At 36.6% G+C, this 12,400-nt stretch carries 16 protein-coding genes; 7 read left to right on the forward strand and 9 right to left on the reverse strand.

What is annotated here, in order from left to right:
* Positions 1-65 precede the first annotated feature (65 nt).
* The 4 genes from ACOI1C_RS11725 to ACOI1C_RS11740 form a co-directional block, all read right to left on the reverse strand.
* Positions 66-380 carry a hypothetical protein gene (locus ACOI1C_RS11725; RefSeq protein WP_422510715.1) on the reverse strand — a complete coding sequence of 105 codons (315 nt, stop codon included), beginning with the start codon at positions 378-380 and terminating at the stop codon, positions 66-68.
* A 349-nt stretch (positions 381-729) separates the two neighbouring features.
* Positions 730-2,190, reverse strand: coding sequence for a DUF4153 domain-containing protein (locus tag ACOI1C_RS11730; RefSeq protein WP_422510716.1), 1,461 nt, complete (start codon positions 2,188-2,190; stop codon positions 730-732).
* A 61-nt stretch (positions 2,191-2,251) separates the two neighbouring features.
* On the reverse strand, positions 2,252-2,872 hold the full coding sequence (locus tag ACOI1C_RS11735) for an HAAS signaling domain-containing protein (RefSeq protein ID WP_422510717.1): 621 nt from the start codon (positions 2,870-2,872) through the stop codon (positions 2,252-2,254).
* A 1-nt stretch (position 2,873) separates the two neighbouring features.
* On the reverse strand, positions 2,874-3,200 hold the full coding sequence (locus tag ACOI1C_RS11740) for a PadR family transcriptional regulator (RefSeq protein ID WP_422510718.1): 327 nt from the start codon (positions 3,198-3,200) through the stop codon (positions 2,874-2,876).
* Between the two features lie 536 nt (positions 3,201-3,736).
* On the opposite strand from ACOI1C_RS11740, the gene ACOI1C_RS11745 reads away from it, so the two are divergent.
* Positions 3,737-3,856, forward strand: coding sequence for an LPXTG cell wall anchor domain-containing protein (locus tag ACOI1C_RS11745; RefSeq protein ID WP_422510719.1), 120 nt, complete (start codon positions 3,737-3,739; stop codon positions 3,854-3,856).
* Positions 3,801-4,442, forward strand: coding sequence for a class F sortase (locus ACOI1C_RS11750; protein ID WP_422510720.1), 642 nt, complete (start codon positions 3,801-3,803; stop codon positions 4,440-4,442). Before ACOI1C_RS11745 ends, ACOI1C_RS11750 begins: the two co-directional genes overlap by 56 nt.
* Positions 4,443-4,519: 77 nt before the next feature.
* Here the strand turns inward: ACOI1C_RS11750 and ACOI1C_RS11755 are convergent, their stop codons facing one another.
* The 4 genes from ACOI1C_RS11755 to ACOI1C_RS11770 all read right to left on the reverse strand — a co-directional run bounded on the left by ACOI1C_RS11755 (position 4,520) and on the right by ACOI1C_RS11770 (position 7,565).
* Complete coding sequence (locus tag ACOI1C_RS11755) at positions 4,520-4,789, reverse strand: hypothetical protein (RefSeq protein WP_422510721.1); 270 nt, start codon at positions 4,787-4,789, stop codon at positions 4,520-4,522.
* A gap of 574 nt (positions 4,790-5,363) precedes the next feature.
* Positions 5,364-6,071, reverse strand: coding sequence for a DNA alkylation repair protein (locus tag ACOI1C_RS11760; protein ID WP_422510831.1), 708 nt, complete (start codon positions 6,069-6,071; stop codon positions 5,364-5,366).
* A 66-nt stretch (positions 6,072-6,137) separates the two neighbouring features.
* Positions 6,138-6,344, reverse strand: a complete 207-nt coding sequence (locus tag ACOI1C_RS11765) for a DUF4083 family protein (protein WP_422510722.1) — start codon at positions 6,342-6,344, stop codon at positions 6,138-6,140.
* A 222-nt stretch (positions 6,345-6,566) separates the two neighbouring features.
* A complete protein-coding gene (locus tag ACOI1C_RS11770; protein WP_422510723.1) occupies positions 6,567-7,565 on the reverse strand; it encodes a Gfo/Idh/MocA family protein in 999 nt (332 codons plus the stop codon).
* Positions 7,566-7,768: 203 nt separating this feature from the next.
* Here ACOI1C_RS11770 and ACOI1C_RS11775 point away from each other — a divergent pair, with 203 nt between their 5' ends.
* The 4 genes from ACOI1C_RS11775 to ACOI1C_RS11790 all read left to right on the forward strand — a co-directional run bounded on the left by ACOI1C_RS11775 (position 7,769) and on the right by ACOI1C_RS11790 (position 10,265).
* Positions 7,769-8,146, forward strand: a complete 378-nt coding sequence (locus ACOI1C_RS11775) for a hypothetical protein (protein ID WP_422510724.1) — start codon at positions 7,769-7,771, stop codon at positions 8,144-8,146.
* Between the two features lie 18 nt (positions 8,147-8,164).
* Entirely contained in the window at positions 8,165-8,389 is a 225-nt protein-coding gene (locus ACOI1C_RS11780; protein ID WP_422510725.1) for a hypothetical protein, read from the forward strand.
* A 40-nt stretch (positions 8,390-8,429) separates the two neighbouring features.
* Positions 8,430-9,479, forward strand: coding sequence for a M42 family metallopeptidase (locus ACOI1C_RS11785; protein WP_422510726.1), 1,050 nt, complete (start codon positions 8,430-8,432; stop codon positions 9,477-9,479).
* 216 nt (positions 9,480-9,695) lie between these two features.
* Complete coding sequence (locus ACOI1C_RS11790) at positions 9,696-10,265, forward strand: TetR/AcrR family transcriptional regulator (protein ID WP_422510727.1); 570 nt, start codon at positions 9,696-9,698, stop codon at positions 10,263-10,265.
* A gap of 615 nt (positions 10,266-10,880) precedes the next feature.
* Here ACOI1C_RS11790 and ACOI1C_RS11795 read toward each other — a convergent pair.
* Complete coding sequence (locus ACOI1C_RS11795; protein WP_422510832.1) at positions 10,881-11,201, reverse strand: GNAT family N-acetyltransferase; 321 nt, start codon at positions 11,199-11,201, stop codon at positions 10,881-10,883.
* Between the two features lie 169 nt (positions 11,202-11,370).
* Between ACOI1C_RS11795 and ACOI1C_RS11800 the strand changes: the two genes are divergently transcribed.
* Positions 11,371-12,321 carry a nucleoside hydrolase gene (locus ACOI1C_RS11800; protein WP_422510728.1) on the forward strand — a complete coding sequence of 317 codons (951 nt, stop codon included), beginning with the start codon at positions 11,371-11,373 and terminating at the stop codon, positions 12,319-12,321.
* Positions 12,322-12,400 lie beyond the last annotated feature (79 nt).

Raw genomic sequence — 12,400 nt, forward strand, 5'->3', positions numbered from 1 at the left:
TCCCTTTTGATATTTTTCAATAACTTTAGAAAATTTTTCACCATCAAATGAGTATGCGTCATATTTTATATTACCCCAGCATAGGTGTTACCTCCAAATGTAGATAAATTCTTATCTTTTCTATTTTTAACAACATGTGCAACACCTCGCTTACCTTCCAAGGTTTCACCTTGTGCTCCTGCATAGATTACACGTGCTAGTAAGTCTACACTATCAAGACCTAGAAATTCTTGTAAATCAGTTTTATCAATTACACATTCGCCAGGATATGCTGCCATTGATACAATTGATTCTGAAGACTCTGCTGAAACTGATGTTCCTATATTAATAGACAACAGAATTACTAAGCATGTAAATCCTAAAAAATACTTTCTCCACACTTAAATCAACTCCCTATTTTTATTTGAACATATCTATAATTCTAGGAAAAATTGTAAAAACCCCCATTAATCGTAGGAAAATTTAAATTTTGAAAAAAATATGAAATAAAATTTATTTTATGTCTATGAACACTCTAAAAATGAGCAATTATGAAGAACTATTTTTACAATTTTTTTGAGGTGAAAACGGATGAATGAAAATTTAAATCCTTGCTAGTAAGAACTCTACTTGTATTTAACATCTAAAATTAATATAAAAGAAGCCAAGTTTTCATTATTTGGAAAACTTGGCTTCTTTTAATTAGTAATTTGCTTAGAGTATAAATCCGTTAAAATGTTGGTTGCACCCCTACTGCTTCTCTTTTTTCAAAAATTGAATAGCATTATACGTAGAGAGATTCCACTCGGGCCAATGCTCGAACCCCTTTGAGAGTTCCTGTCTTTTAATGGCTAGATATTCAGAGTGATGCCCATCCTTTTCCTCTAACCTCACTAAATAAGGGATCACATCATCCGATAACCATTCCATATATACTAAATCAATTTTTCCCGATTCCTCATAGCGATTTATATTTTGTTCAGCAATGAGAACATCAATATTCATATAATTCATGCCAACATAATAGCTTACACATAGCACGACATATGCTTTCAACAACGGTAGTTTAACCATCCAAATCCGCACAAAAGCAATCACTAACATAATAAAAAGTAGGATCATAAAGGAATGGGCAAGCAAGCGTGAATACGTAAAGCCGTATGCTGCCTCATAAAGGGATAATCGGTAAAAGGCTGAAAACAAAATCAAGCTTGAAAAACCAACTAGTAGGCTTAACAACCCTTTTACGAGAAATTTCGAAACTGTGTTTTTCAAGGCTGTGTAGTGCAAAACAGATAGTAGGATTGAGAAATTAATAAGGGATACGACCGTTAATTCAGCAAAACCTTTTCTAGCATACGTGGCAAACGAATATAGATCATTTGTCGCAGGATTCATCTCAAAAAAGTAGGAAAATTGACTGATTACATACAAGGTATAGACAAAATTGATAAGGATTAACAGGGTTCCAACGATAATCAAATCAAATGGCTGCTTTGTTAATGCGTCCTCTTCTTCCTGAAGATTCGTTTCCAGCCTTAGAGAAAGTAGATAACTAAACAAAGCTAGTGTGACAAAAAGAACCAAACCTACCTGAAAAATGATTGGTCCCAGTGATAAATCCATAAAGTAGTAAGGAATACGTAACATCATCTTCGTGAAATTGTCATCTGATGACATAAGCAAGAAGGTTACAAAGAATAGGATGGGTGTAGAAATAAACAACCCCATTACTACACGTTTTCCTATTTGATACTTTTGTTCGTCCATTCCTCTTTTCATTAAGACTCCTATAACTGAAAATGAGCCAAAAAAGATTTTGAACATGTCTGATATAGCTGAACCTAGACGAGCAATCATGACTGGTTTCGCCCATTCTCCTCGAACGACTCTTTTTAACAGGAAGGTATGATAAAGAAATAGAAATGGAATGGTTACCACATTGAAAAATCGGAACATTTCATTACTAAAGATAAAAAAGGTTGCTGCTAATAAGAGGATCGCTAGCATAAAAAACCAGCCAAGCTTTCTCTGTGCTTTTAGTAGCCCTGGAAATTGGGTGAAGTAGAGCACATAGAGCAAAACAGTATATAGGAAGACAGAAATTCCTACTGTCTTTCCGAAGAAACAGTAATGAAAGCACAAACCACTAAGGGTGCAAAAAATAAGTAAGAAAAATGTACGCTTTTGTAAATATAAATTTTCAATCATGTTCTTATCTCCTTTGTACATAGAATAACTAGGTATTGTAATAAAAAAAGGGACTTATCCCCTACAATAATGACCTGGAGAGTCCCGCTTTGAAAGCTAGGCGACTAATTGGGTACACCAAGAACGTAAAAAGAATGCAAAAGAAAACAAAAATTGGAGTTAAGAGTGGTGAAAAAGTTTCAGCTGGTATCCAATTAAATAGAGTTAACAGCATCAGCAGGATATTAGGTAGTATGGTTAATAAAACAGTTTTTGTTAGTAGCCCGTACCCCTTCACACCATAGGTTCTTCCAATTTCATAGCCTAAGTAGACCCAAAATAGTAGATATCCACCCATAATTACAGGTGCTACCGTAACAAGTGAATGCCAAATCGTTTGTGCGAGTGGATGATCGGTCATTTTGTAAGCAATTGTAATAAGTGAACCCAAAATGAAAAATAAGCTATTACAGCCAATATAAAACGGGGCAATCCAGTTTTTATGGATCGGTATGCTTTCGCGGTAGGCCGCAGCGATTTCAACTGGTTTCCCAAGTCTTCCTATAACCGTCTCAATGGAGTACTCCTCCATCGCATCATCAAAGTGTATATCCCACTCTTGTAGGACTTCTTTTTTATTAATCGTGCTTGGAAGCATTCGTTCAAGCTGGGTTAAATACTCTTCCTTTGTCTTAGGAGTCATTTTATCCTCTCCCTATAAAGCCTTGCATCATATGGACAAACGAGTTCCATTCTTTTGTTTTGTGCTGAAGAATTTCTTTACCACCCTCTGTAATTCGGTAGTACTTCCTAGCTGGCCCTTTCTCTTGCTCCATCCAATACGCTTCAACATAGCCTCTTTCCTCAAGCTTATGAAGAGCCGGATAAAGGGTCCCTTCCTTCACTTGAAGGGAATGACCACTCTTCTCATCCATATCCTTCACAAGCTGATAGCCATACATATCCCGCTTCTCTAGCAGCTGCAATAGAATGAGCGAAGTACTTCCCTTCACAAGTTCACGATCAAACATCCAATCACCTACCTAGAATAATGAGGTACTAATAAAATCTATATTAGCACCAAATATTAAAATTGCAACAAAAATCTAAAACGCTTCAACATTTTTCGATTCTTCTTTGTCAAAGTAAAAAGCATGAGGATCTTCGCAAGGCTTTACTTTGGGCAATGCTTATAGCAGTTTTCCGATTAAAAAGGTGATTACCATACTTTGAATTGCAGACACAAGTATAGTACCCCAACTTAACTTAAAGCCCTTTTTCTTCTTGAGGTAAGTTTGAGATACATAATTCGTAATAAATACTAGAACGAAAACAATGATAAAAGTAAACCATAAAGTTGAACTAAAAGGTAACATCTATTATACAATCCTCCATTTTATCGACTACCTCTTATTATTTTATCATAAATCCCACAATAAACTTTTTTAGAATAATTATTTGAAATACTTCCCCTACTAATTAGTAAACAGTTCACAGTAACAGCTGGAGCATCAGGAGAAAAGTGTCCAATACGAACCTTAGCTGTTCCATCTGTTGTAGATAAATCATGCCAAAGACAGGGGCTGGTGGTTTCACGGGTTTACTAATGACTTCACTTCCTATCTTGGTTCTTGCTGCTGGAGCTGCCTTCTTTCTTTTCAAAAGAAAAAATCAGTTTCAATCTTAAGATTTTACTCCTACTCTTCTTAGTTGGCTGTCAGTCTATAGAGCCTGAACAAGAGACAGAACAAGCAGAATCGAATCAAGTTGTAGAAGTGGATCAAGAAGTGAAAGTTCAACAGTCTATAACTTCTAGAGTTGTGTCCATAAGTTCAGGAATTGAGCCTTCCACTCTCTCCATTCCTGCTTTGGACCTTGGTGCAAGTGTTGAGTCAGTTGGCCTACAATGCGATGGACAGATGGAAGTACCGAAGGATTTCACTAAAGTAGGTTGGTATTCACTCGGAGCCAAGGCAGGGCAAGCGGGTACTGTGGTATTAGCGGGACATGTAGATAGCTATACAGGTCCTGCTATATTTTCAAGCTTAGATAGGATTTCAATTAACGATGAGATTTCCATTTCTAACGGCGAGGAAATTATTGTCTACACAGTCACCAAGAAGGAGTCATATCCCTATAGCGATGGCCCACTTCAGGAGATTTTTGGTTTTACAGCAGAAAAGCGGTTACATCTCATCACATGTACAGGGACCTTTAATCCGTTTAAAGGGACACATGAAGAAAGACTAGTTGGTACAGCCATAGCTAAATAGTACTAATAAAAGCAGGTGATCCCAATGAAGTGGATCACCTGCTTTTCTAGTTTTATAATTTGGGCTTCTCGTCAAAACTAGCTATCTGTGTTCGTTGGTTTCTCTGCTTTTGCAAGGGCATATTTAATGGTGGCGACAGTACCTATACCATATAAGGCATACCGGATTCCCTCTATCATAATTTCGAAATTAAAAGATCCCTTTTCAAAAATGGCAAACGCAATACCTAAAATAACGGCTGTAATCGGGATAAATCGATTGTGTACACCTGTTGCTTGACGAATCGCATACAGCACAACGGCTAACGCTACATATGCAGTGAAATCCATACTTAGTATTTGTGTCATCTAAATCCCCCCTTTATGTAAGTTATGAATGCTTGAAGGACAAGATGACCAACAAATTAGGAATGGCCTAATTTTATTTGAATAGTGGCTATATAATAAATTTAGAACAAAGTGTGTGTAATGGCAGAAGTTTTTTTCTTATTTTTTTATTATCAGGATGTAACACAGAAGTAACGTTTTCCGAAATCAGTATTCAAAATGCAAATGGTGACCTTCAAGATTTCCTAAACGATGTTAAGGAGGAAGGAAACTACCTTTATGATAATGGGGAAAATGGTATGCTTGTCTAGATAAATGGAACCAACGTTGAACAAAGTAGTAAAGCTGTTCATTTTAGTGATTTCCAAGTCAATGATCTGGAAATACACTGACTATTACTTATGAGGAGAAGTACACGAAAAATTATTCAAGTGAGATACTTAAGTATCAAATGCTATACAAAATAAATACAAATAAGGAATTTGGTGTGTTGAAATTTTTAAAGATGGTAAAGAGGTTCCTTTCACTTCTATATCAGTTCGCCAATGATTTACAAAGAAAAGACCACTATGTGAGGTCTTTTCTTTAGTATAAATCAACAAATACATGTCTTTTTCTTTATTCCCAGCTTCCCCCTTTCTTCAACCTTCTTTATGTATTCTGCCGCTAGTGGAACTTTACAAGCCGAGTTTCCAACATCCACATGAACCTTCCCGATTTTCTCAGCTATCCTCATGGCTTCATCATATAAAGATGTAACTGAAGCTCCAACACCTATAACAAATCCATTCATTACATACCTTACTCTGTTTTGTTCCCCATGGACGTTTTCTTCAATTTCATGTAACAGCTCACGAATTTCAGATAGATCTAATTGATCATCTGGTGTAATGGAAATATATCCACTATATGTACTCCACCCACAAACAGCAATCATTTCATTGGGGGATTGCATCCATTCTTTTGCCAGCTCAATGGCAAAATTACTTTCAGCCGCTACCCATGCAACTGTATATTCGGCTAGCATATACCAATAGGCTTTTCTTACCCATTCTTGTAAAGTTTCTTTGTCAATCAGACTAGGGTTAATGGAAAGTCCAGCTAAATACATGGCATCATGATTACCTGTGTTATAAAGTACCAATGCTAAATCTTGATCCTTTTTAACATATTTGACTAATTTTTTTAAATCTCCAACTTTTACACCAAAACAAGGCTCCTTTATTCCGTGTCGAAAAAATGTATTTTTGGTTTGCTCAGAACCGAGCTCTTCTAGTTTTTTCATTATTTCTTCTAAATTCAACATTACACCCTCTTGAAGTGATTTTTATTGTATCCTAGTCATATACAAGGATGGATGGATCAACTATTAATCCTTATTTTCCTTTTCATGTAGTAACTGGTCCACTTTGTTTTCTAAATGAGCAAGTTTTCCTTTTACAATGCGCGCTTCGCTTCTATTAGAAATGGCTCCTCGAATCAGGATGAAAATGACGCTAATTATGGCAATTACTAATCCAAACGTAATGAGTTGGAAAATCATATCCCCTAAACTGAAGCCAGCCTGTTGTTCCATTCGTATTCCTCCCTTTTAACTAGTTTTCTAGTTTCATTCTCTTCAGGTATTATGGCTTTTTATGAGTAATATGATCATTTTTAGAAAGTAAAAGTCGACTAACACCCATGATCAATCCACAGGTAATCCCAATTATTGTCCCAAAAGCCACTGAAAAAGTAGACAGCCATATCCCAACCATAAATAAAACATTTCCAACAGTAACCACTAACCAATATTTTTTTATGATAAGTATCTATCTGATAAATCAATGCCTTGTGATAAATTTGTTTCTTTGAATGCCTCCAATACAACCTGGACATTATACCCAACCGTAAAATTAAAAAGAGCGGCTTCATGGCCTTTTAAAGCAAGAATCATGTGGTCAAGTAAACTTTGGATTTGCATGTCTTCAGTTGAAATCAGTTCAAACCTCCCTCCTACTTTCCCTACTTTTAAGGTACCCCAATTTTCAAGCATAAGCGTACCTGTAGTACCATGTAAGACGAGTTCTACCCGTTCTTGTCCTTCAAATTGACTGACTCCATCTATATGCACGTTCAAACCGTTACTTAATTTCATCTTTGCAGTAACACTTGTTTCACATAAATTTTCGTCATCTGGATACCCCACTTTACCTTGTATATGATCAATTTGCCCAAAGTTTTTTTGAATAAATTGAATCCAATGTGCACCAACTTCTAAAATATAGCCACCTTGCTCTCGATTTCCGACCCAGCTATTTTTTTGCCAAGACCGTGGCCATTCTGGGAAGTGTAGAACCAAGTCAATTCTCTCAATGTTTCCTATGTAACCAGCTTCTATTAAGCTCATCATTTTGTACATTTGAGGCTGATAGTTTAAAGGGAAGTTCATCATGTGAATGATTGAGGTGTCTTTAACTGCTTCTACCATTGATCGTGCCTCTTTTAGTGAGTTGGCCAACGGCTTTTCACATAGAATATGTTTTCCGGCAGCAATCGTGTCCAGAGCTACCTGTTCGTGGTATTTCGGCGGTACAGCAATATAGATAAGGTCAACATCAGACTCATGTAAAAGCTTTGTGTGATTTGTGAAATAGTGTTTAACAGAGAATTCTTTGGCTACTGCTTGAACTAATGCGACATTTGCATCACAAACAGCAGCCACCTTAATCTCGCCCTTGTATAGCTCTTCAATTCCTTTCAACATCCTAGTTCCAATTGCACCTAGTCCGATAATCCCTATTTTATATGGATTCATAATAACCCTCCTCTTTAGCTACAATTCTATCCTAGAATTTAACATGGGTGTTACAAAAAATTGGTTTATCTCATCCCTCTTTATAAAAATTATAAAAAAAGGGCTAATGTCCCTTCCACGTTTAACTTATAAACATAGTCTAAATTGTAGTCCAATATTGTGTTGAATACCTATATTTATAACATAAGGAGTTGTTTAATAAGATGAAAAACCAAAGAAATAACCCGTTTGGATATGGATTTAATGGTTCAGGTTACCCAGGTGGTGGATTTGGATCAAATTATGGATCAGGTTATGGTAATTTTGGTCCAGGATACGGTAACTATGGACCTGGATACAATAACTATAATAACTATAATAACTATGGTTCAGGATACGGATCTGGTTATGGGAATTACGGACCTGGCTACGGAAACTATGGCCAAGGGTATGGAGGTTATGGACCAGGATATGGTGGCGGATATGGCCAGGGCAACTTCGGGAATTTCGGCGGACCCGTTGGTGCCGGGTTATTAGGACTTGGTTTAGGCTATTTAGGAAACGAAATAGTAGACGGACCAAATCGTGGCAATAGGTACTAAATAGAACAACCCCCTCTTGTGCATGCTGTTTTATCACAGGAGGGGACTTCCCTATTAGAGCCTGTTCAAAAAGGAGGACAAAAAGAGCAAAGAAGTTCAAGGAAGCGAAGTCTTGAGCTTCCTGCGCGTATGTTTTGTATACGTGAGGAGCGGAAAGACGAGCTGACGAAGAAATTCGAAGCTATTTTTGCCGGACTTTTTGAACATCCTCTATTAGTCAATAAAATAGAATCAATGCTATAATCAACCTATTAAGCAACCATTATATAGGGGGATCTTTCTCATGAAAAAAACAAAAATTGAAGAAACCATTCAACTCATTCAAGAACTAGTTTCTATTCCAAGCCCATCTGGTAATACAAATGAAGTGATTACATACGTAGAAAAGTATTTAGCTGAACTGAATGTGGAAACGAAACGAAATCGAAAAGGAGGACTAATTGCCACACTGCCTGGAAAAGACCACACTCAACATCGTATGCTAACTGCTCATGTTGATACTTTAGGTGCCATGGTAAAAGAAATCAAACCAAGCGGGAGAATTAAAATAGATTTAATTGGCGGGTTTCGATACAACTCTATCGAGGGAGAGTATTGCCAAATTCAAACTACTTCTGGAAAGATTATGACAGGTACAATCCTCATGCACCAAACATCTGTTCATGTTTATAAAGATGCCGGAAAGGCTGAACGTAATCAAGACAATATGGAAATTCGTTTAGATGAAAAAGTACACAATGCAGATGAAGTCCGTCATTTAGGGATTGCGGTTGGTGATTTTGTTTCCTTTGATCCTCGTGTTCAAGTCCTTCCGAACGGATTTATCAAATCTAGACATCTCGATGACAAAGCAAGTGTTGCGATTTTACTTCAGCTCATACAACAGATAAAATCAGAAAAGATCGAGCTACCATTCACCACTCACTTTTTGATTTCTAATAATGAGGAAATAGGGTACGGAGGAAATTCAAATATCACGCCTGAAACTGTTGAATACTTGGCTGTTGATATGGGAGCAATGGGTGATGGCCAATCTACAGATGAATACACCGTTTCGATTTGTGTGAAGGATGCAAGTGGTCCCTATCATTATGAACTAAGAAAACGCCTCACCCAGCTTGCCGAAGAAAACGATATTGGTTATAAACTAGACATCTACCCTTTTTATGGGTCCGATGCATCCGCTGCTATTCGTTCAGGACATGATATTGTTCACGGTCTAATTGGTCCTGGAATTGATTCATCACACGCCTTCGAACGGACACACAAGGATTCAATTGAAAACACAGCCAAATTGCTGTACCATTACGTTCAATCAAGCATGGTATTATAAAACCTCATCGACAAATCCCTACAACAGCAAGGAATTTGTCGATTTTTTTATTTGGTCCGCAGTTTTTCGACAAGTGTTCATTATACGTAGGTATTTGTCGGATTTCCCTGATTTCCTTTTGTTCACAATACATCAATTTTCAAGTAATATATAGATTGATTAATCAATCATTAATTGGAGGTCATTATTCTGCTAACAGAAGATCAAGTGTCAAAAATGGAATTAAAACGAAACAAAATAGTAGAACAAGCGATTATCTTATTTTCTGACCAAGGATATAATGATACGACCATTGCCAAGGTTGCTAAAGCAGCTGGAGTAAGCTTCGGCAGTGTATTTACTTACTTCCCTTCTAAAGAGGTTTTGTTCCATCACGCTGTCGTTGAACCTCTTTTGGAATATTCTAGTGTATTATTAGATTTCAACCCAGATGCAGATAATCCTAGTTTAGAGATTGAAAAGATGATTACAAATCACATTTGCCTTTTTTCTAGATTGAGCACGTATCTAAGGCTTCTCGTACAAGTAATTGGTCAGAGGAACCGTTTCGAGAGTCAATTTAAGGAAATAAATATATTACATGATAAGTTAGTAGAGAAAATTACTTCCCTTGTATTAAAAGGTCAACAGATGAACCATTTAAGAATTCAAGATCCTATGATTGTTGCCACTTCTTATATGAGTTTGCTAATGGGACTTCGATTAAATCTATCAGACGAACCTAATCTTGATTTCTGGTTTAAATTTGTTCCATATGCCAAACAGTTATTTGGGCCGAAGATATAACTTTTTTCGGTTCTTTTTACATCTAGAAAACGATTGATCAGTCAATCATAATAATGCATTAATGATTGACTGATCAATCGGTAATGAAACGATCCTAAGGGGAGAGCCTTTTCATGATACGTAAGAATTTTAGTACTACAATATAAATCCGATTATGTCTGAAATTTGTATCAACTATGTCAACAATGTCTGTTGCCCCCTTTCTAGTCATCTACCCTTCAACCATTCTAGGCACATTCACGACAGGCTTTATCTTATTTGGTGTTATGTTTGCGAGTGTAGTCGGTTCACTGTTCGGTGGTTCTTTATCAGATTCGAATAGGTAGAAAAAAGTGATCGTTTTCGCAGAAACTATTCTAAGTTGTGGTTTTCTGTTTGCTACCCTTGCTATTTCACAATGGGCATCTCTTCCCTATCACACATATGTAATCTTTGTGCAGTGGGACAGGTGAGACTCATCGCCCGCCCCAGAGGAAAGCAAGCAACACTCGTTGCAATCAACCACTCATCTTTTGGTTAAATAGCAGCAATGTTTATGAAAACACCCTAAGAAATAGAGTAGTAACAAGTACTACTCTACTTTTTATCTTGGTTTCTTAATAAGGAATACATGATTCAATCAAAATAAGCGCCTCTAGTAAATTGATAATCACGAAGTATTCCTTCTTCATTAAAACCTACTTTCTTCAATAATTGTTGGGAAGCAATGTTTTCAGGTCTCACGGTTGCACCTATCCTGTTTATTTGAACAACATCCAACATAAAGTCAATGGCTACCTGTAATGTCTCTGTCGCATATCCTTTGTTCCACTCTTTTCTAGTAATCTCATAACCTATTTCAACTCTTGTGTTCACCGAACTAATAGTATGAAATCCAATCGAACCAATTAATTCATTTGTATCTCTTAGTGCAATTCCCCAACGACTGTTTCTAATGTCGGAAAAGAATCAAACAGTTTTTCCATAGTTACCTCCATTAATAGTGTTTAGTAAATTTTAACAAATTTTCATCTTTCTAGATAGGATAAATTTTAGTAAGAGAGAATACCTTCTTATTAGAATCAGTTTTTTGTATTCGTCTAAGCCAAACAAAAGGAGAACTACTATGGGCAAAAAAGTATTATTCTTTAGTGATGTAGGCATTGATGACAAGATTGCCCTTGGTTACGGGTATTTAAATGACCAGATTGAAATCATCGGAGTTGTCGCTGATTACGGAAATGCCTCTCGGGATCAAACGGTAAAAAACGTTCAATATTTGTTTAGACTATTTAACTATCCAAAAGATGTTCTGATTATTGGTGGAGCCGTAAGACCCATGTCTGGTGAAGATCCCGACTACTTCCCCGATATTCACGGGCCTGTTGGGCTGGGCCCCATTATTCCAGATGGGCCAGATGTAGTGGAAATCGAAAATTTTTATGAAGTGATAAACTTAATTAAGAAGAATAAGAAAGAACTGATTATTGTAACAACTGGCAGACTTTCCTCCCTAGCCACATTATTTATACTATATCCTTCCCTCATGAAAGAAATAAAGGAATTCTATATTATGGGAGGGGCTTTTTGGGTTCCCGGAAATATTACAGCAGTAGCTGAAGCAAATTTTTATGCAGACCCACGAGCAGTTGAAATCGTGTTAAAATATGCTGAAAATGTAACGATAATACCCTTAAATGTTACAAATCGAGCAATTGTTACACCAGAAATGGTTGACTATATCTATAATGCAGGTCAATTTTCGATCATCAAACCACTACTAGACTATTATTTTCAGTTTTATAAAAAGCGGGATCCAAGCATAAAAGGCAGTCCAGTTCATGATGCTATTACGTTAATGGCTGTGCTTCATTCTGATATGTTTACATTCAGAAAGTTTCCTGTTGAAATGGTTCAAAAAGATGGGATCTCAAAAGGACAGAGTATTGTAGATATTAGAAGGTTTGGTGAAATAGTCGGCAAAAAACAACATAGAATTGCATTTGACTTTAATTATTCCTATTTTTTTAACGACTTTCTTGCAACAATGACGGGGCAATACAAAATGAAAAAATAAAGAATAAAGCCATTCCAATGAAAGTTTAGAATGGCTTTCCTTCTGTCTAAGGTAGGGACAGAGGGACAGGTTTTCTGTC

This window comes from Bacillus sp. DJP31 (assembly GCF_049310945.1).
GTDB lineage: Bacteria > Bacillota > Bacilli > Bacillales > SA4 > Bacillus_BS.

What these genes read in the sequence shown, in the direction of transcription:
- ACOI1C_RS11775 (WP_422510724.1), top strand. Translation starts at nt 7,769, where the DNA reads ATGAAAAACCAAAGAAATAACCCGTTTGGATATGGATTTAATGGTTCA.
- ACOI1C_RS11755 (WP_422510721.1), bottom strand. Translation starts at nt 4,789, where the DNA reads ATGACACAAATACTAAGTATGGATTTCACTGCATATGTAGCGTTAGCC.
- ACOI1C_RS11745 (WP_422510719.1), top strand. Translation starts at nt 3,737, where the DNA reads ATGCCAAAGACAGGGGCTGGTGGTTTCACGGGTTTACTAATGACTTCA.
- ACOI1C_RS11735 (WP_422510717.1), bottom strand. Translation starts at nt 2,872, where the DNA reads ATGACTCCTAAGACAAAGGAAGAGTATTTAACCCAGCTTGAACGAATG.
- ACOI1C_RS11800 (WP_422510728.1), top strand. Translation starts at nt 11,371, where the DNA reads ATGGGCAAAAAAGTATTATTCTTTAGTGATGTAGGCATTGATGACAAG.
- ACOI1C_RS11790 (WP_422510727.1), top strand. Translation starts at nt 9,696, where the DNA reads ATGGAATTAAAACGAAACAAAATAGTAGAACAAGCGATTATCTTATTT.
- ACOI1C_RS11765 (WP_422510722.1), bottom strand. Translation starts at nt 6,344, where the DNA reads ATGGAACAACAGGCTGGCTTCAGTTTAGGGGATATGATTTTCCAACTC.
- ACOI1C_RS11770 (WP_422510723.1), bottom strand. Translation starts at nt 7,565, where the DNA reads ATGAATCCATATAAAATAGGGATTATCGGACTAGGTGCAATTGGAACT.
- ACOI1C_RS11740 (WP_422510718.1), bottom strand. Translation starts at nt 3,200, where the DNA reads ATGTTTGATCGTGAACTTGTGAAGGGAAGTACTTCGCTCATTCTATTG.
- ACOI1C_RS11730 (WP_422510716.1), bottom strand. Translation starts at nt 2,190, where the DNA reads ATGATTGAAAATTTATATTTACAAAAGCGTACATTTTTCTTACTTATT.
- ACOI1C_RS11785 (WP_422510726.1), top strand. Translation starts at nt 8,430, where the DNA reads ATGAAAAAAACAAAAATTGAAGAAACCATTCAACTCATTCAAGAACTA.